Source organism: Ramlibacter sp. GCM10027632 (assembly GCF_042675325.1).
Classification (GTDB): Bacteria; Pseudomonadota; Gammaproteobacteria; order Burkholderiales; family Burkholderiaceae_C; genus Ramlibacter.
The window spans coordinates 94,700-112,755 of the sequence record NZ_JBHTGW010000011.1 but is presented as its reverse complement, the minus strand read 5'-3'; the positions used below and the strand labels follow the sequence as shown (position 1 = coordinate 112,755).

The 18,056-nt window shown below is 70.9% G+C and carries 18 protein-coding genes; 7 read left to right on the top strand and 11 right to left on the bottom strand.

Features of this window, described 5'->3' with window-relative positions; all coding sequences use genetic code 11:
• Positions 1-37: 37 nt before the first annotated feature.
• The gene (locus tag ACFQZY_RS16420) at positions 38-754 is read right to left on the bottom strand and encodes a ribonuclease activity regulator RraA (RefSeq protein WP_377417781.1); all 717 of its coding nucleotides are present in this window, start codon (positions 752-754) and stop codon (positions 38-40) included.
• Positions 755-780: 26 nt separating this feature from the next.
• On the bottom strand, positions 781-2,556 hold the full coding sequence (gene araD, locus ACFQZY_RS16415) for an L-arabinonate dehydratase (RefSeq protein WP_377417779.1): 1,776 nt from the start codon (positions 2,554-2,556) through the stop codon (positions 781-783).
• A gap of 90 nt (positions 2,557-2,646) precedes the next feature.
• Between araD and ACFQZY_RS16410 the strand changes: the two genes are divergently transcribed.
• Complete coding sequence (locus tag ACFQZY_RS16410; protein ID WP_377417777.1) at positions 2,647-3,351, top strand: GntR family transcriptional regulator; 705 nt, start codon at positions 2,647-2,649, stop codon at positions 3,349-3,351.
• Between the two features lie 12 nt (positions 3,352-3,363).
• Here ACFQZY_RS16410 and ACFQZY_RS16405 read toward each other — a convergent pair whose 3' ends face one another.
• Complete coding sequence (locus ACFQZY_RS16405; RefSeq protein ID WP_377417775.1) at positions 3,364-4,311, bottom strand: LysR family transcriptional regulator; 948 nt, start codon at positions 4,309-4,311, stop codon at positions 3,364-3,366.
• Between the two features lie 103 nt (positions 4,312-4,414).
• On the opposite strand from ACFQZY_RS16405, the gene ACFQZY_RS16400 reads away from it, so the two are divergent.
• The 6 genes from ACFQZY_RS16400 to ACFQZY_RS16375 are packed head-to-tail and all read left to right on the top strand — an operon-like array spanning position 4,415 to position 9,383.
• Positions 4,415-5,359 (top strand): ketopantoate reductase family protein, encoded by a 945-nt coding sequence (locus ACFQZY_RS16400; RefSeq protein WP_377417773.1) that lies wholly within the window; start codon positions 4,415-4,417, stop codon positions 5,357-5,359.
• A complete protein-coding gene (locus ACFQZY_RS16395) occupies positions 5,356-5,754 on the top strand; it encodes a VOC family protein (protein WP_377417771.1) in 399 nt (132 codons plus the stop codon). The genes ACFQZY_RS16400 and ACFQZY_RS16395 overlap by 4 nt, the downstream gene beginning before the upstream one ends.
• A 24-nt stretch (positions 5,755-5,778) precedes the next feature.
• Positions 5,779-6,261, top strand: a complete 483-nt coding sequence (locus tag ACFQZY_RS16390) for a MaoC family dehydratase (RefSeq protein ID WP_377417769.1) — start codon at positions 5,779-5,781, stop codon at positions 6,259-6,261.
• A gap of 8 nt (positions 6,262-6,269) precedes the next feature.
• Entirely contained in the window at positions 6,270-7,502 is a 1,233-nt protein-coding gene (locus ACFQZY_RS16385) for a CaiB/BaiF CoA transferase family protein (RefSeq protein WP_377417866.1), read from the top strand.
• Positions 7,499-8,332, top strand: a complete 834-nt coding sequence (gene aroE / locus ACFQZY_RS16380; RefSeq protein WP_377417767.1) for a shikimate dehydrogenase — start codon at positions 7,499-7,501, stop codon at positions 8,330-8,332. The genes ACFQZY_RS16385 and aroE overlap by 4 nt, the downstream gene beginning before the upstream one ends.
• Before the next feature lie 52 nt (positions 8,333-8,384).
• Positions 8,385-9,383 carry a TRAP transporter substrate-binding protein gene (locus tag ACFQZY_RS16375; protein ID WP_377417765.1) on the top strand — a complete coding sequence of 333 codons (999 nt, stop codon included), beginning with the start codon at positions 8,385-8,387 and terminating at the stop codon, positions 9,381-9,383.
• Positions 9,384-9,452: 69 nt separating this feature from the next.
• Here the strand turns inward: ACFQZY_RS16375 and ACFQZY_RS16370 are convergent, their stop codons facing one another.
• The 8 genes from ACFQZY_RS16370 to ACFQZY_RS16335 all read right to left on the bottom strand — a co-directional run bounded on the left by ACFQZY_RS16370 (position 9,453) and on the right by ACFQZY_RS16335 (position 18,017).
• Positions 9,453-10,235, bottom strand: a complete 783-nt coding sequence (locus ACFQZY_RS16370) for an enoyl-CoA hydratase-related protein (RefSeq protein WP_377417763.1) — start codon at positions 10,233-10,235, stop codon at positions 9,453-9,455.
• Positions 10,236-10,237: 2 nt separating this feature from the next.
• Complete coding sequence (locus ACFQZY_RS16365) at positions 10,238-11,377, bottom strand: ABC transporter substrate-binding protein (protein ID WP_377417761.1); 1,140 nt, start codon at positions 11,375-11,377, stop codon at positions 10,238-10,240.
• A 145-nt stretch (positions 11,378-11,522) separates the two neighbouring features.
• Entirely contained in the window at positions 11,523-12,956 is a 1,434-nt protein-coding gene (locus tag ACFQZY_RS16360) for an aldehyde dehydrogenase (NADP(+)) (protein ID WP_377417759.1), read from the bottom strand.
• An 18-nt stretch (positions 12,957-12,974) separates the two neighbouring features.
• A complete protein-coding gene (gene gudD / locus ACFQZY_RS16355; protein ID WP_377417757.1) occupies positions 12,975-14,300 on the bottom strand; it encodes a glucarate dehydratase in 1,326 nt (441 codons plus the stop codon).
• A gap of 17 nt (positions 14,301-14,317) precedes the next feature.
• A complete protein-coding gene (locus ACFQZY_RS16350; protein WP_377417755.1) occupies positions 14,318-15,283 on the bottom strand; it encodes a Bug family tripartite tricarboxylate transporter substrate binding protein in 966 nt (321 codons plus the stop codon).
• 37 nt (positions 15,284-15,320) lie between these two features.
• Positions 15,321-16,232, bottom strand: a complete 912-nt coding sequence (gene kdgD / locus ACFQZY_RS16345; protein ID WP_377417753.1) for a 5-dehydro-4-deoxyglucarate dehydratase — start codon at positions 16,230-16,232, stop codon at positions 15,321-15,323.
• Between the two features lie 88 nt (positions 16,233-16,320).
• The gene (locus ACFQZY_RS16340; RefSeq protein WP_377417751.1) at positions 16,321-17,049 is read right to left on the bottom strand and encodes a FadR/GntR family transcriptional regulator; all 729 of its coding nucleotides are present in this window, start codon (positions 17,047-17,049) and stop codon (positions 16,321-16,323) included.
• Positions 17,050-17,114: 65 nt separating this feature from the next.
• On the bottom strand, positions 17,115-18,017 hold the full coding sequence (locus tag ACFQZY_RS16335) for a helix-turn-helix domain-containing protein (RefSeq protein WP_377417749.1): 903 nt from the start codon (positions 18,015-18,017) through the stop codon (positions 17,115-17,117).
• Positions 18,018-18,056: the final 39 nt, after the last annotated feature.

Sequence of the window (18,056 nt, the reverse complement as noted above, 5' to 3'; positions counted from 1 at the left end):
CGGGGGGGTCGAAGGCGGTGGCGGTGCCGCCCGGGTCTCAGCGCCCGTTCGCCTGGCGCCAGGCCGCGAAGCGGGCCGGGGTCTCGGGATTCGTCGGGGGGTACAGGCCGATGATGGTGCGGCCGTCCATGACCTCGCTCTGGACGAAGTCCTCGAAGGCGGTCATCTCGGTGGCCTCGGCGGCGATCTCCTCGGCCAGGTGGGCCGGGATCACGACGACGCCCTCGCCGTCGCCCACGATCACGTCGCCGGGGAACACCGGGGCGTCGCCGCAGCCGATCGGCACGTTGATGTCGATGGCCTGGTGCAGGGTGAGGTTGGTCGGCGCGCTCGGCTTCGAGTGGTAGGCCGGAATGTCCATCTTCGCGATGTCTGGCGAGTCGCGGAAGCCGCCGTCGGTGACCACGCCTGCCACGCCGCGCTTCATCAGGCGCGAGACCAGGATGCCGCCGGCCGAGGCGGCGCGGGCGTCCTTGCGGCTGTCGATCACCATCACCGCGCCCGGCGGGCACTGCTCCACGGCGGCGCGCTGCGGGTGCTTGGGGTCGAGGAAGACGCTGATCGGGTTCAGGTCCTCGCGGGCCGGGATGTAGCGCAGCGTGAAGGCCTCGCCCACCATGTTCGGTCCGTGGGGGTTCAGGGGCCGCACGTCCTGGATGTACTGGTGGTGCAGGCCGCGCTTGAACAGGGCGGTGCACAGGGTGGCGGTGCTGACGCGGCGCAGCTGCTCGCGGGCGGTGTCGGAAAGGGCCATCGGGGTGTCCGGGAGATCGTGGGAGGTCAGTAGATGTCCGGCTCGCCGATGGGCGCGCCGAAGGAGGTCTCGAGGTAATCGAAGTCGCAGCCCTGGTCGGCCTGCAGGATGTGGCGGCTGAACATCCAGCCATAGCCGCGCTCGAAGCGCGGGGGCGGCGGCGTCCAGGCGGCGCGGCGGGCGGCGAGCTCCTCGTCGCTCACGTTCAGGTGGATGGTGCGGGCCGGCACGTCCACCGTGATCAGGTCGCCGGTCTTCACCAGGGCCAGCGGGCCGCCGATGTAGGCCTCGGGCGAGGCGTGCAGGATGCAGGCGCCGTAGCTGGTGCCGCTCATTCGCGCGTCGGACAGGCGCAGCATGTCGCGCACGCCCTGCTTCACCAGCTTGGTGGGGATCGGCAGCATGCCCCACTCGGGCATGCCGGGGCCGCCCTTGGGGCCGGCGTTGCGCAGCACCAGGATGTGGTCGGCGGTGACGTCGAGGTCCTCGTCCTCCACCGCGGCCTTCATCTCGGGGTAGCTGTCGAACACCAGCGCGGGGCCGGTATGCCGCAGGTACTGCGGGGCGCAGGCGCTGGGCTTCATCACCGCGCCGCCGGGCGCGATGTTGCCCCGCAGCACCGCCAGCGCGCCCTCGGCGTAGAGGGGGTTGTCCAGCGGGCGGATCACGTCGTCGTCGAAGACCTTCGCGCCCTCGATGTTCCGGCCGATCGTGGCGCCAGTGACCGTCATCGCGTCCAGCTGCAGGTGCGAGGCCATGCGGGCCATGAGCCCGCGCATGCCGCCGGCGTAGTAGAAGTCCTCCATCAGGTACTTGTCGCCGCTGGGCCGGATGTTGGCGATCACGGGCACCTTGCGGCTGGCGGCGTCGAAGTCGTCCAGCGTGACGGTGCAGTGGGCGCCGGCGCGGCGCGACATGGCCACCAGGTGGATGATGGCGTTGGTGCTGCAGCCCATGGCCATGGCCACGGCGATCGCGTTCTCGAAGCTGGCGCGGGTGAGGATGCGGTCGGGCGTGAGGTCCTCCCACACCATGTCCACGATGCGGCGGCCGCAGGCCGCGGCCATGCGCGGGTGGTTGGCGTCGGGCGCCGGGATGCTGGAGGCCCCGGGCAGGGTCAGGCCCAGGGCCTCGGCGATCCCCATCATGGTGGCGGCCGTGCCCATGGTCATGCAGGTGCCGTGGCTGCGGGCGATGCCGGCCTCCACCTCCAGCCACTGCGGCTGCGAGAGCTTGCCGGCGCGGCGCTCGTCCCAGAACTTCCAGGCGTCGGCGCCGGAGCCCAGGGTCTTGCCTTCCCAGTTGCCGCGAAGCATGGGGCCGGCGGGCAGGTAGACGAAGGGCACGCCAGCGGACAGCGCGCCCATCACCAAGCCGGGCGTGGTCTTGTCGCAGCCGCCCATGAGGACCGCGCCGTCGATGGGGTGGGAGCGGATCAATTCCTCCGTCTCCATCGCCAGCATGTTGCGATAGAGCATGGTGGTGGGCCGCACGAAGGCCTCGGCCAGCGAGATCGCGGGCAGCTCCAGCGGGAAGCCGCCGGCCTGCAGGATGCCGCGCTTGACGTCATCGACCCGCTGCTTGAAGTGGGTGTGGCAGGGGTTGATGTCCGACCAGGTGTTGATCAGGGCGATGACGGGCTTGCCGGTCCAGTCCTCGGGGCCGTACCCCATCTGCAGGGTGCGGGAGCGGTGGCCGAAGCTGCGCAGGTCATCGGGGGCAAACCAGCGCGCGCTGCGCAGGGTCTCGGGGGTCTTGCGGCGGGGCGCTGCGCCCGGGCCGTCGGGGGTGTCGGAAGCCATGGGCCCGGATTGGAGCACTGATATATTAGAGCATCAATGCTCCGAAACCCGGGGCTGGCCGCCCCCCTTCCCTGCCTAGAATCGCGCCCCATGACCGAACTCGCGCAACTGCCTCCGCTGCGTCTGGACCGCTCCCGCCAGGTGGCGCCCCAGGTGTTCGAGGCCCTGCGCGACCTGATCATCTCGGTGACCCTGGAGCCCGGCACGGTGCTGGCGCGGGCCGAGCTGGCCGAGCACTACGGCGTGAGCCAGACGCCGATCCGCGACGCGCTGATGCGACTGGGCGACGAAGGCCTGGTGGACATCTTCCCGCAGCACGCCACGGTGGTGAGCCGCATCGACGTGGACGCGGCGCTGCAGGCGCACTTCCTGCGCCGCGCGATCGAGCTGGAGATCCTGGTCGCCGTGTGCGGCCTGCCCGGGGCCACGCACGAGGCGCTGATGGACCGCCTGCGCAGCCACCTGGCCACGCAGAAGGCGGCCCTGCGCCGCACCGACTACGACGGCTTCGCCGCCGCCGACCTCGCCTTCCACCAGGCCCTCTACCAGGCGGCGGCCGTGCCCTCGCTGTGGGACCTGGTGCGCCAGCGCAGCGGCCATGTGGACCGCCTGCGCCGCCTGAACCTGCCGGCCCGCGGCAAGGCCCAGGCCGTGGTGGCCGACCACGAGGGCATCCTCGAGGCGCTGGCCGCCCGCGACCTGAAAGGCGCCACCGAGGCGCTGCGCAAGCACCTCGCGGGCACGCTGTCCTTCATCGACAAGGTGCGCGAGACCTACCCCGACTGGCTGGACTGACCCGCCCCGGGCTCAGTCCTTCGGCGAGCGCCGGTCCGGCGTGAGGAACAGGCCGGCGCAGACCCCGCGCAGCCAGCGGTTCGCCGCGTCGTGGTGGAAGCGCGCATGCCAGTGCTGCTTGACCAGGAAGCGCGGGATCGGCAGCGGGCAGGCCAGCACCTGCAGCGCCCCGCCGGCGCCGCCGGCCGACCGCACCAGCGTCTCGCCAATGTGCCGCGGCAGCGTGGCCACCAGCTCGGTGGTGGACAGGATCGCGGGCAGGCCCAGGAAGGCGGGCAGCCGCAGCACCACCTCGCGCCGCAGGCCCAGGCGCAGCAGCGTCTCCTCCAGCAGCTGCTGGCCGGTGCCCGAGACGATGCCCACATGCGCCTCGCGCGCATAGGCGGCCCGGGTGAAGGGCTTGCCCGGCTTCAGGCGCGGGTGGCGGCGGTTCGCCAGGCAGATCCAGTCCTGCTCGAACAGGGTCTGCTGGTAGAAGCCCACCTCCAGCTTGGGGATCAGCCCCAGGGCGAGGTCGGCCTCGCCGTCGCGCAATTCCTCGGCCATGCCGTCATGCAGGCCGCCCGCCTCCAGCCGCACGCCCGGCGCCAGCGCGTGCACATGCGAGAACAGCCGCGGCAGCAGGGTGACGTGGCTGGCGTCCGTCATGAGGATGCGGAAAGACCGGGTCGAGGTGGCGGGATCGAATTCCAGCGCCGAATCGGCCAGCCGGCGCACCGCGTCCAGCACCTCGCGCACGGTGCCGATCATGGCCTCGGCGCGGGGCGTGGGCTGCATGCCCTGGGCGGTGCGCACGAACAGCGGGTCGCCGAAGCGCTCGCGCAGGCGCTTGAGCCACAGGCTCACCGTGGGCTGGCTCTGGCCCAGGGCTTCGGCGCTGCGGGTGACGTTGCCGGTGCGATAGAGTGAGTCGAGCAGCCGCAGCAGCTTCAGGTCCAGGGAGTCGAGGTCGGCGTCCATGCGGTCCATCATGTCGAAATCTGATGGTAATTATGTTTGACATCACCTTAACAAAGTACCGACCCCTGCCCAGAATCACCCCGATTCATCGAGGAGACAGGTCGTGAGGATTGCGGTTCTAGGCGCCGGGGCATTGGGTTGCGCCATCGGCGCGACGCTGGCCGAGGCCGGGCACGAGGTGGCCCTGATCAACCGCAACCGCCCGCATGTGGACGCCATCAACGCCGGCGGCCTGCAGGTGCGCAGCGCGGACGGCGAGCGCACGGTGCGCGCGCGCGCCGCCACCAGCGCCGCCGGGCTGGGCCCGCAGGACCTGGTGATCGTGCTGGTCAAGTCCTTCCACACGCGCGAGGCCATGGCGGCGGCGCGCGAGCTGGTCGGCGCGGACACGGTGGTGATGTCGCTGCAGAACGGCCTGGGCCACGAGGACATCCTGTCCGAGGTGGTGGGCCGCGACCACGTGGTGGCCGGCAAGACCTATGTGGGCGGCGTGATGCGCGGCCCCGGCTCCATCATCGCCGGCGTCCAGGGCAAGAGAACCCTGATCGGCGAGCTCGACGGCCGCCTCACGCCCCGCGTGCGGGCCATCGGCGAGGCCTTCAACGCTGCCGGCCTGGCCACCACGGTGAGCGACAACATCGTGGGCGTGATCTGGGACAAGCTGCTGGTCAACGTGGCCACCGGCGCGCTCTCGGGCATCACCCGCCTGACCTATGGCCCCCTCTACCAGCTGCCCGGCATCGAGGCCACCGCCATCGCCGCGGTGCAGGAGGCGATCGACGTCGCCCGCGCCTGCGGCGTGGGCCTGTCCACCGCCGACGCCCGGGCCCCGTGGATCCAGGCCGCCGAGGGCCTGCCCGCCGACTTCAAGACCTCGATGCTGCAAAGCCTCGAGAAGGGCTCGGTCACCGAGATCGACTTCATCAACGGCGCCGTCGTCCGCTGGGGCGAACGCTGCGGCGTCCCCACCCCCGTCAACCGCACGCTGGTGGCCTGCATCCAGGGCATCGAGCGCGCGATGGCACTGACCCAGGAGAACCGTCCATGACTTCCGTGAACCGCGCCTTCGTCGAGCATGTGGCGATCCGCGTGCGCGACATCCACTGGCACATCCGCTTCTTCCGCGAGGCGCTGGGCATGGAGATGCGCGAGGTCGACGGCCCCGCCGACAACCCCCGCCAGTACTGGACCCTGGGCGGGCTGCAGTTCATCGCGACGCCCGATTTCCAGGCGCCCCCCTGCAATGACGGCGGCTGGCTCGGCCACCTGGGCGTGATGGTGGACGACCTCGAAGCCGCCATCGCGGCGGTGAAGGCCGCCGGCGCCACCGAGATGCCCCAGGGTTTCAACTGGCTGCAGCTGCCCGACGGCCTCGCCCTGGAGTTGATCCAGGCCGTCCCCGGCAGCGTGGACCTGGCCCTGGCCGTGAAGATGCGCCCCTGATTTCCTGATCCCCGCGGAGCCCCCATGCTGAAGATCCCGAAGATCGAATTCCAGACCCCCGAACGCTACTGGGACGACGCCGCCGAAGGCGACGAGTGCACGAGCCCCACCTACACGGTGACCGAGGCGCGCATCAACGCCTATGCCGAACTCACCGGCGACTTCACCCCGGTCCACATCGACGAGGCCTACGCGAAGACCACGCCCTTCGGCACCCGCGTCGCCCACGGCCTGTTCGGCCTGTCGATCGCCGACGGCCTGAAGACGCAGAGCGAGTACCGCTTCCTGCCCGGCATGTCCCTGGGCTGGACCTGGGACTTCCTGCTGCCGATCAAGATCAATGACACGCTGCACGTGAAGTTCCGCGTGACCGGCCTGCGCGCCAGCAAGAGCCGCCCGGGCTGGGGCATCGTGATCCTGCCCTCGGAGTTGATCAACCAGCACGGCGAGGTGGTCCAGAAGGGCGAGCACCGCCTGATGATCCCGCGCCGCCCCGGAGCCTACTGATGCTGCCCCTGCAACAGCGCCCCCTGGAGGGCATCCGCGTCATCGACTACAGCCACTTCCTGGCCGGCCCCTACGTGGGCCGCTGCCTGGCCGCCCTGGGCGCCGAGGTGATCAAGGTGGAGCGCCCCGGCACCGGCGACGCCGGCCGCCAGCATGCCTGGTTCGTGGGCGACCACAGCGGCTACTTCCTGCAGTTGAACATGGGCAAGAAGGGCCTGTGCGTCAACACCAAGGACCCGCGCGGCCGGGACCTGATGCGCAAGTTGTGCGACAGCGCCGATGTCTTCGTCGAGAACTACCGCCCCGGCGCCCTGGACAAGCTGGGCCTGGGCTACGCCGAGCTGGCCGCGCGCAACCCCGGCCTGGTGTACTGCTCCATCTCGGCCTACGGCCACACCGGGCCCGACTCGCACCGCGCCGGCTTCGGCCTGATCGCCGAGGCCAAGAGCGGCATCATGCAGATGGTGGGCAACCCGGGCGAGACCCCGCCCCTGCTGCGGATCTCGCTGGGCGACATGTACACCGGCATCCATGCGGTGGCCGCGATCAACGCCGCCCTGCTCGGGCGCGTCAAGTCCGGCCGCGGCCAGCACATCGACATGGCGCTGTACGACACCCTGGTGTCCATGCACGAATACGCGATCCAGTGCTACACGCTCTCGGGCGGCAAGGAGGTGCCGGTGCAGACCGGGCACGACATGCCGACCTCCACCCTCTACGGCGTGTTCCGCGCCGCCGACGGCGACCTGGTGATCGCCGCCCAGGTGGACGACGCCTGGAAGCGCTTCGCGCAGCTGGTGGAGTCGCGCGGCGGCCCGGCCGGCTTCGCCGCCGACGCCCGCCTGCACACCACTGCCGGCCGCAACGCGAACCGGCTGGACATCCTGGCGGTGGTCAAGCCCTGGGTCGCTGCCCACCGGGTGGCCGACCTGCTCGCCTGGCTGGACGCGATCGACGTGCCCTGCGCCAAGGTGCAGCGCATCGACGAGGTGGTGGCCGACCCGCAGATCCGCGCGCGCGGCATGATCATCGAGCAGGACCACCCGGCCCTGGGCCGCATCGAGCTGCCGAACCTGCCGTTCCGCTTCTCCGGCTGCGACACCGGCATCGCCCAGGTCGCGCCCGACCTCGGCCAGCACAACGCCGAGATCGCCGCCAGCCTGGGCATCCCGGCCGAGGAGATCGAGGCCATGCAGCGCGATGGCGTGCTGTACTCGAAGGACCTGAAGGAAGCGGCATGACCGACCGCTACGCCGTGATCGGCAACCCGATCGACTTCAGCAAGTCCCCCTTCATCCACGGCGAGTTCGCCCGCTCGCTGGGGCATGACATCGAGTACACCAAGATCCTGGGCCCCCTGGGCGGCTTCAGGGAAACGGTGGACGCCTTCCGCGCCGCCGGCGGGCGCGGCATCAACATCACCGCGCCCTTCAAGCTCGACGCCTTCGCCTACGCCGACGAGCGCTCGCCCAGCGCCGAGCTGGCCGGCGCGGTCAACTGCCTCAAGCTCGACGGCCCGCGTATCCTGGGCGAGAACTTCGACGGCGTGGGCCTGGTGCGCGACGCGGTCCGCAACCTGGGCCAGCCCCTGGCCGGCCGCCGCGTGCTGCTGCTCGGGGCCGGCGGCGCCGCGCGCGGCGCGCTGCTGCCGTTCCTGGCCGAGGCGCCGGCCGCGCTCGTGATCGCCAACCGCGACACGGCCAAGGCCCAGGCCCTGGCCGCCATCGCCGCCCGGCACGCCCCGGCCGGCACCGAGGTGGCCGCCAGCGACTACCCCGGCCTGGAAGGCCAGCGTTTCGACCTGGTGTTCAACGCCACCTCCGCCAGCCTGCGCGCCGAGCTGCCGCCGGTGCCGGCCGGCGTGTTCGAGGGCTGCGCCCTCGCCTACGAGCTGGCCTATGCCAAGGGCCTGACCCCGTTCCTGCGCCTGGCGGCCAATGCCGGCGTGGCGCACTGCGCCGACGGCGTGGGCATGCTCGCCGAGCAGGCGGCCGAGGCCTTCGCCTGGTGGCGCGGCGTGCGGCCGGACACGGCCGCCGTCATCGAGCAACTGCGTGTACCCTTGGCGTGAGCGTCGCTGACGCCGCCGACCTGGCATCCCCACCAACAACCGGAGACATGACATGAAACGCATCTTCCTCAAGACCCTGGTCGCCGCCGCCGCACTAGCCGCCGCCGGCCTGGCCAGCGCCCAGGAGCGCACCCTCAAGATGGGCCTGAACGGCCCCGAGAACCACCCGGCCGCGGCGGGCATGAAGAAGTTCGCCGAGACCGTGGCGGCCAAGACCAACGGCCGCATCAAGGTGAACCTGTTCTTCAACGGCTCCCTGGGCAGCGACCAGGCGGTGGTCTCCTCCGTCAAGGGCGGCACCGTCGAACTGGCGGTGATGAACTCCGGCATCCTGGCCAGCGAGGCCAAGGAACTGGCGATCTTCGACTTCCCCTTCCTGTTCGCCAACGAGAAGGAATCCGACGCCATCGTCGACGGCCCGGTCGGCCGCAAGATGCACGCGCTGCTCGAGCCCAAGGGCATCGTCGGCCTGTCGTACTGGGAGCTGGGCTACCGCCAGATCACCAACAGTAAGCGGCCGATCAACAAGGTGGAGGACATCGAGGGCCTGAAGCTGCGCGTGATCCCCAACCCCATCAACCTCGACTGGGTCAAGGCCCTGGGCGCCAACCCCACGCCGCTGGCCTTCCCCGAGGTCTACGGCGCGCTGGAGCAGAGGGCCATCGACGGCCAGGAGAACCCGATCTCGGTGATCGCCGCCAACAAGTTCTGGGAGGTGCAGAAGCACGTGGCGCTGACCAACCACCAGTACAACCCGCAGTCGGTCATCATGAGCAAGAAGGTGTGGGACAGCCTGAGCCCCGCCGACCGCAAGATCATCGACGACGCGGCCGACGAGGCCACCAAGCTGCAGCGCGAGCAGGCCCGCGCCGCCGTCGCCGCCAACCTGGAGCTGCTGAAGAAAAACGGCATGACCGTGACCCAGCTGCCGCCGGCCGAAGTGGCCAAGCTGCGCGAGAAGCTCAAGCCCGTGATCGCCAAGTACAGCGCCAGCGTGGGCGAGGCCACGGTCAACGAGGTGCAGGCTGAACTGGCCAAGATGCGCCGTTGATCCAGGTGTGAAGCGCAGGCCGCCGAGGCGGCCGCTTCCAGAAGGCGTCCAGCGGGCTTCAGGCCCGCCTCAGCGCCCGCTCCATCGGGGCGGGCGTTTTTCCGCGAAGGCCCTCGGGCCTTCCACCGCATCCTCGCTCGCCAGCATGCGCTCGGCGGCCTCGTAGGTCGCCGCCATCGCGCTGGCCAGGTCCGGCTGGTCGAGGCTTTGCAGCATCACCTGCTTGGAGGCCTGCACCGCCAGCGGCGCGCAGGCCAGGATCTCGTCGGCCAGGGCGAAGGCCGCCTCCATCAGCTGCTCGTGCGGCACCACCTCGTTGACCAGGCTGATGCGCAGCGCCTCCTGGGCGGAGATGTTCGAACCGGTGAGGATCAGGCGCATCGCATCCTTCAGCGGCAGGTCGCGCGCCAGGCGCTGGAGCGCGCCGCCGCCCAGCGCCGCCAGGCCCACCCGCGGCTCGGGGAGGCCGAAGACCGCGCGGTCCGAGGCCACGGCCAGGTCACAGGCCGCGACGATCTCGGCGCCGCCGCCCAGGCACAGGCCGTTGACCGCGGCGATCACCGGCTTGTACAGGTCGGTGCGGGTGGTGATGCCGGCGAAGCCCCCGGGCGGCTTGCGGTGGTCGCCGGTGCGGGCGAGCTCCTTCAGGTCGGTGCCGACGCAGAAGGCGCGGTCGCCGCGCCCGGTGATGATGGCCACGTGCAGGCCGGGGTCGGCCGCATAGAGGTCGAACGCCCGCTGCAGCTCGAAGTGCGCCGCCGGGTGGAGCGCGTTGAGGACCTCGGGGCGGTCCAGCGTGACCGTGAGGACCGCCCCGCGCCGCGCCAGCGTGCAGTGCTCGAAGCCGTCCACGCTCAGCGCGCCGGCTTGAGGATCTCCACCACCTGCGGCTTGCCGTTCACCACCTTGACGATGAAGCTCTCGCGGTCCAGGTCGCCCTTCTGGTCGAACTTCACGTCGAACAGCACGCCGGGGTAGTCCTTCACCGAGATGCTGGCGCCGCGCAGGGCGGCGGCAAAGGCCTTCGGGTCGATCTTGCCGACCTTGTCGAAGACCGCCTTGGCCACGTGCATGCTGGTGTAGCCCTTCATCGCGTTGTGGTCGGCCTTGGCCTTGTACTCGGCGAGGTAGCGCTTGGCGAAGGCCTGCACCGGCGGGTTGGGCGCGTCGGGCGTGAGGCCGACGTGGGCCACCACGCCGTTGGCGGCGTCGCCGGCCAGCTCGATCACCTTGTCGTTGGCCAGTGTGGTCTCGCCAATCACCGGCTTGTTGTAGCCCTGCTTGCGCAGCTCCCGCAGGATGCGCGCCGACTCCTCCTCGTTGCTGTAGACGAACAGCGCATCGGCGTTGGACTGCTTGGCCCGGAGCACCGCCGCCGAGAAGTCGACCTGGGCCACCTCGGTGGAGATGTCGGCGACGACCTGGATGCCGGCGGCCTGCAGGCCCTTGAGGACCATGTCGCGGCCGCCCTTGCCGAAGTCGTTGTTCACGTAGATCACGGCGATGGTCTTGGCCTTCACGATCTCGTGGATGTAGCGCACCACCTTGGGCATGGCCGAGGCCTGGGTGAAGGAGGCGCGGAAGACGTAGGGGTTGCCCTGCTCGGTGATGGCGGCGGCCTCGCCCCCGATCATGTTGGGGATCTCGGCGCGGCGCGTCTCGGCCATGCTCACGAGGATGGAGCCGGAGTAGACCGGGCCCATCAGCAGCGGCACGCCTTCGTCGACGGCCTTGGCGGCGAGGGACTTGGCGACGCCGGGGTTGGTCTGCGTGTCCAGCGCGGTGTAGTTGACGCGCCGGCCCAGGATGCCGCCGGCCGCATTGATCTCGGCCACCGCCAGCTTGATGCCGTTGTTGTAGTTGGTGCCCGCCGTCGCGCCCGAGCCGGAAAGCTCCACGATGCCGGTGATGTTGAGGGCCTGCTGGGCGTGGGCCAGGCCCAGGGCGCCGGCCAGGGTGGCCGTGAGGGCGAACGTGCGCAGTGCGCTTTTCATGGGTTGTCTCCGTGGGATGTTCTCGTGGAGCCCCCCGCCTGGCAGGCGGAGGCGCAAGGAAGATGCTAGGAACACACAGCTACTCAGTAAATCAAGCCCTCGCAATAGCGGCTATTGCGAGGGCTGATAGTGGCCGGATCCGGCCTCAGCAGGGCCGGCCCTGGCGCGCCGCCAGCCAGGCCGGCGCGTCCTGCAGCGCCACGGGGCGCAGGAAGCGGTCCAGCGCGGCCCAGCCCACCGAGGTGGTGAAGGGCTCGGTGGACGAGGGGAAGGGACCGCCATGCTGCTGGCCCGCCGTGACCGCGACGCCGGTGGGGTAGCCCGCGAACAGCACCCGGCCGGCCACCTGCGCGGCGGCGCGCACCAGGGCCTGGTTGTCGGCGGTGGCCTCGTCGGCGCCCCAGATCGTCACGGTGAGCGAGCCGCCCACGGCCTCGAGCACCTCGATGGCCTGGGCCGTGCCGGACACGCGCACCACCAGGGCGGCGGGGCCGAAGACTTCCTCGTGCAGGTGCTCGTCGGCGATGAAGCCGGCGGCGTCGATTTGCGCCAGGAACGGGCGCGGCGGCTGGTCGGCGGCGTCCACTTCGGCCAGGAGCTTCTGCAGCTTGGCGTTGTTGGCCCAGGCGGCGCGGCCGGCCTCGAAGCCATCGCGCATCTGCGCGGTGAGCATGGCGTGGGTCTTGGCGGCCTTGAGCGATTCGACCAGGGCCTGAACGAAGGCGTCGCCGTCGGCGCCCGTGGGCACCACGATGACGCCCGGGCTGGTGCAGAACTGGCCGCAGCCCATGGTGATGGAGCCGGCGAGACCCGCGGCGAGCTCGGCGCCCTTGGCGGCCAGGGCCGAGGGCAGCGCGATCACCGGGTTGATCGAGCCCAGCTCGCCGTAGAACGGGATCGGGCGCTTGCGGGCGCGGGCCGCCTCCTGCAGCGCCAGGCCGCCGCGCACCGAGCCGGTGAAGGCGCCGGCGGCAATCGCCGGGTGCTGGATCAGGCTCACGCCGACTTCGGCGCCGCGGCCGTCGACCATGTCGAAGACGCCGGCGGGCAGGCCCTGGGCCTGGACCACCCCGCGGGCCAGGTCGGCCACGGCATGCGAGAGGCCGCGGTGGCCGCGGTGGGCCTTGACCACCACCGGGCAGCCGGCGGCCAGGGCCGCGGCGGTGTCACCACCCAGCACCGAGAAGGCGAAGGGGAAATTCGAGGCCGCGAACATGGCCACCGGGCCGACCGGCACGCGCACGCGGGCCAGGGCGGGGTGGCCCACCGGCGGGGCGCCGGCGACGGCGGGATCGTCAGTGAAGGCGAAGGCGGCGCCCTGCTCCACCTGCGTGGCGAAGCCGCGCAGCTGGAAGGCGGTGCGATCGAGCTCGCCGTTGAGGCGGCCGGGGCCCAGGTTCGTCTCGGCATCGGCGAGGGCGACGAGGCGCTCGCGGTTCGCTTCCAGCGCCTCGGCCAGGCCGCGCAGCAGCGCGGCGCGGGTGGCGGCGTCGGAGGCGCCGAAGGCGGCGAAGGCCGCTTGCGCGGCGCGGGCGGCGGCGTCGACGTCGGCCGCGGTGCTGTCAATGAAAGTGGTCATCTTGAATGGGGTGGGTGTTCAGCGCACGAGGCACGGGCGCTTGTTGTCGAATTTCCAGCCGGGGATCAGGTACTGCATGGCGATGGCGTCGTCGCGCGCGCCCAGGCCGTGCTGCAGGTAGAGGGCGTGGGCCTTCTCGACCTCGGCCAGGTCGATCTCGATGCCCAGGCCCGGCTTCTTCGGAACCTGCACGTAGCCGCCCTCGATCTTCAGCGGGTCCTTGGTGAGGCGCTGGCCGTCCTGCCAGATCCAGTGCGTGTCGATGGCAGTGACCTTGCCGGGGGCGGCGGCGCCCACGTGCGTGAACATGGCCAGCGAGATGTCGAAGTGGTTGTTGGAGTGCGAGCCCCAGGTCAGGCCCCAGTCGCGGCAGGTCTGGGCCACGCGCACCGAGCCGGCTAGGGTCCAGAAGTGCGGGTCGGCCAGCGGGATGTCGACCGACTGCAGCGCCAGCGAGTGCGCCAGCTGGCGCCAGTCGGTGGCGACCATGTTGGTCGCGGTGGGCAGGCCGGTGGCGCGGCGGAATTCGGCCATGACCTCGCGGCCGGAGAAGCCTTCTTCCGCGCCGCAGGGGTCCTCGGCGTAGGCGACGATGCCGCGCATCCTCTCGCCCAGGCGGATCGCGTCCTTCAGCAGCCAGCCGCCATTGGGATCGAGCGTCACGCGGGCCTGCGGGAATCGCTCGTGCAGCGCGGTCACCGCCTCGACTTCCTCGTCGCCGCGCAGCACGCCGCCCTTGAGCTTGAAGTCCTGGAAGCCGTAGCGGGCCTGGGCCGCCTCGGCCAGGCGCACCACCGCCTCGGGGGTCATGGCGGCCTCGTGGCGCAGGCGGAACCAGTCGTTGTCGGCGCCCGGCTCGCTGTGGTACGGCAGGTCGGTCCTGGTGCGGTCGCCGACGAAGAACAGGTAGCCGAGCATCTGCACGGCCTCGCGCTGCTGGCCCTCGCCGAGCAGCGCCGCCACCGGCACGCCCAGGTGCTGGCCCTGCAGGTCCAGCAGCGCCGATTCGACGGCGGTGACGGCATGGATGGTGGTGCGCAGGTCGAAGGTCTGCAGGCCGCGGCCGCCGGCGTCGCGGTCGGCGAAGCGGGCGCGCATCTCGTTCAGGATGGCCTGCAGGTCGCCGATGGGGCGGCCCTCGACGAGGGGACGCGCGTCCTCCAGCGTCTGGCGGATCTTCTCGCCGCCGGGCACCTCGCCCAGGCCGGTGTGGCCCGCGCTGTCGGTGACGATGACGATGTTGCGAGTGAAAAAGGGCGCATGCGCGCCCGAGAGGTTCAGCAGCATGCCGTCCCGTCCCGCGACGGGGACGACACGCATCTGCTTGACGATGGGAGAGGTCATGGGAATCTCGGCCGGGTTCAGTCGGCGGTGATCTTGCGGGCGGTGATCAGCTTCTGCCAGCGGGCGTATTCGGCGGCCTGGAAGGCGGCGAACTGCTCGGGCGTGTTCAGCACCATCTCGAAGCCCAGGTCCAGCAGGCGCTGGCGCAGGGCCGGCTCGCTGAAGGTAGCGACGATGGCGGCATGCACCCTGGCCTTGACGTCCGCAGGCAGGCCCCTGGGGCCGGCCACGGCCTGCCAGGACTGGACGTTGGCGTCCTTGACGCCCTGCTCCTCGAGCGTGGGCACGTTCGGCAGCAGGGGCGAGCGCTTGGCGCTGGTGATCACCAGCGGGCGCAGCTTGCCGGCCTGGATCTGCGGCATGGCGGTATTGATGTTCATGAACGAGGAATCGACCTGGTTGCCCAGGAGGTCGTTCATCACCGGCCCGCCGCCCTTGTACGGCACGTGGACGCCGGTGGTGCCGGTCTGCTGCCAGAACAGTTCGGCCGTGAGGTGGTCGCTGCTGCCGTTGCCGGAGGACGCGAACGTCATCTTGCCCGGGTTGGCCTTCAGGTGGGCCATCACGTCGGCCATGGACTTCAGCGGCGAGGCCGCGGGCACCACGAGCACGTTGGGCGCCTGGACGACGACCGAGATCGGGTCCAGGTCCTTCAGCGCGTCATAGGGCGCCTTGATCAGGTGCGGGGCGATCACGTAGGGCCCGAGCGAGGCGACCAGCAGGGTGTGGCCGTCGGCGGGCGAGCGGGCCACCTGCGCGGTGCCGATGGTGCCGGTGGCGCCGGCCTTGTTGTCCACGACGACGGTGCCGCCCAGGCGCTCCTGCAGCTTGGGCTGCAGGGTGCGGGCGATCATGTCGGTGGAGCCGCCGGGCGGGAACGGCACCACCAGGGTCACCGTCTTCGAGGGGAAGGCCTGCGCGAAGGCGCTGGCCGCCACACCCAGGCCGAGGGCCAGGGCGGTGAGGCGTTTCGTCAAGGTCATGGCATGTCTCCTGGGGGTGCTTGAGACGGCAGCCCGGTTACTGCGGGCCCAGCTTGGCGATCAGGGCGGCCAGCTGCTCGACTTCGGCGGGCTTGAGGTCCGACAGCGGCGCGCGCACCGGGCCGGCGCTCTTGCCGACGATGGTGGCGCCGGCCTTCACGATGGAGACGGCATAGCCCTCGCCCTTGTTGCGGATCTCCAGGTACGGCAGGAAAAAGTCGTCGATCAGGCGGCTCACGGTGGCCTGGTCGTTGTTCCAGTAGGCGTTGTAGAACGCCATCGCGGTCTTGGGGATGAAGTTGAAGACGGCCGAGGAGTAGGTGGGCACGCCCAGGGCCTTGTAGGCGTTGGCGTAGACCTCGTGCGTGGGCATGCCGCCGATGTAGACGAAGCGGTCGCCCAGGCGCTGGCGGATCTGGACGATGCGCTCGATGTCGCCCAGGCCGTCCTTGAAGCCGATCAGGTTGGGGCAGCGCTCGGCCAGCTTCTCCAGCGAGGAGGCGGTCAGCTTGCAGGCGGCGCGGTTGTAGACGATGACGCCAATGCTCACGCTCTTGCACACCGCTTCGATGTGGGCGACCAGGCCGTCCTGGGTGGCTTCGGTCAGGTAGTGCGGCAGCAGCAGGATGCCGGCCGCGCCATTGCGCTGGGCTTCCTGGGCGTACTTGATCGCCAGGGTGGTGCCGCCGCCGGCGCCGCCGACGATGGGGGTGTGCTGGCCGCAGGTCTCGGCCGCGACCTTGATCACCTGGGAGTACTCGCCCGGCTCCAGGGAGAAGAACTCGCCGGTGCCGCCGGCGGCGAACAGCACGGAGGCGCCATAGGGCATCAGCCACTCCAGGCGCTCCTGGTAGCCGCGGGGGTTGAACTGCAGCTGGGCGTCGAAGTCCGTCAGCGGGAAGGACAGCAGGCCGGAGGACAGGGCTTTCTTGAGTTCGATCGGGATCATGGTCGGGTTACACCGTTGGAAAGAGATAGGACATCGTATCTCTTGATCGCCAACAAGAAATGCGGGTAAACCCTTGATGAGGTTGGGATCAGCCGCCGGCGGCAGCGCGGCGACGGCGCTCGCGGCTGTTGGCCAGGTGCGTGCGCATGGCGGCGCGGGCGGCCTCGGCGTCCTGGCGGGCGATGGCCTCGTAGATGCTCTCGTGCTCGCCGTTGACGCGGCGCAGGTAGTCGCGGCGCTCGGGGGTGAGGGGCTGCTCGGACTCCAGCCGGGCGCGCGGGATCATGGTGCCGCCCAGGGTGGCCATGAGCTCCGCGAAGCGCGGGTTCTGGGTGGCGCGGGCGATCTCCAGGTGGAACTGGAAGTCGGGGCCGACGGCATCGCGCCCCTCCTCCACCGCGGCGGCGAAGGCATCCAGCGCGGAGCGCATGGCGGCCAGCTCGGCCTCGCTGCGGCGCTGCGCCGCCAGGCCGGCGCTCTCGCTCTCGACCGCGATGCGCAGCTCCAGCACCGCGATCACGTCATGCAGGGTGCCGACCTGCTCCGGCAAGATGCGGAAGGTGCTGGCGTCGCCCAGGCCCATGACGAAGGTGCCGATGCCGTGGCGGGTCTCCACCATGCCGGCGGCCTGCAGCCGGGACATGGCCTCGCGCACCACGGTGCGGCTCACGTTGAACTCGGCCATCAGGTCGGCCTCGCGCGGCAGCTTGGCGCCGGAGGCCAGGCGGCCATCGCGGATGCGGTCGCCGAGGGCCTGCACCAGGTCGGCGGTGAGGGAGCGGGGACGGCGGGCGGCGCTCGCGGCGGGGGCGGTCATGCGGCCATTATGTCGCAGGGGTCGTACGATGTCCGTCACGCTGGCGCCAGCCCGGGGCGCCCGCCTCAGTGCCCGGCCAGGTGCGCCCGCGCCATCTCGCGGAACTCGGTGGGCCGGCGCGCGGTGTGCTTCTTGAAGAAGCGGCCGAAGTAGGCCTCGTCGTCGAAGCCCAGTTCGGCGGCGACCTGCTTGATGCTCAGGGTGGAGTACACCAGCTCGCGCTCGGCCTCGTGCACCAGCCGCGCGTTGATCACGTCCAGCGGCGAGAGCCCCAGCGCGTCGCGGCACAGGCGGCCCAGGTGGCCTGCCGTCAACCCCATCTGCCGCGCGTAGTGGTCGACCGAGCGCTGCTGCCGGAACTGCTCGTTCACCAGCTGGCGGAACTGCTCGATCTGCGCCGCCTTGCGTGAGCGCGGGTCGCTGGGCGCGGCCGCCGCGCTCTCGCCGATGCGGGCCACCTGCACGAACAGCGCCGCGAGCAGCGACATGCTGGCCGCCACCTGCCCCGCCGCCGGGTAGCGCGCCTCGCGCTCCAGCGCGTCGAACAGCGGCATCAGCGCCTGCGTCCACGGGCTCTCCGGGTCCACCGGCAGCACGCGCGGCGCGCGCACATGCGCCAGCAACTGCGGCGCGATGGCGGTGGCCAGCGATTCCAGCGGGCGCTGCGGCGCGGTGATCACCGGGCCGTCGATGTCGTTGCGGAAGTGGAAGCCATGCACCGCCCCCGAGGGCACGACGATCAGGCACGGCGGCACGATGGGCCAGCGGCGCCCGTCGATCAGCGCCTCGCCGCCGGCGCTGCCGGTGACGATGTACAGCACCTGCAGCAGGCCCTCGTGCACATGCGGCTGGATCTCCCAGTTGTGCGCGCCGGAGCGCTCCGGGATGCGCTCCAGGTTGACCATCTCGGCCCAGGCCGGAGAGGCCTCGTCAGTGCCGTAGAGGGCGAATCGGGGGACTTTCGTCATGCACGAATTGTCCGGTCCTTCGCCGCGTTTGTCGATTGG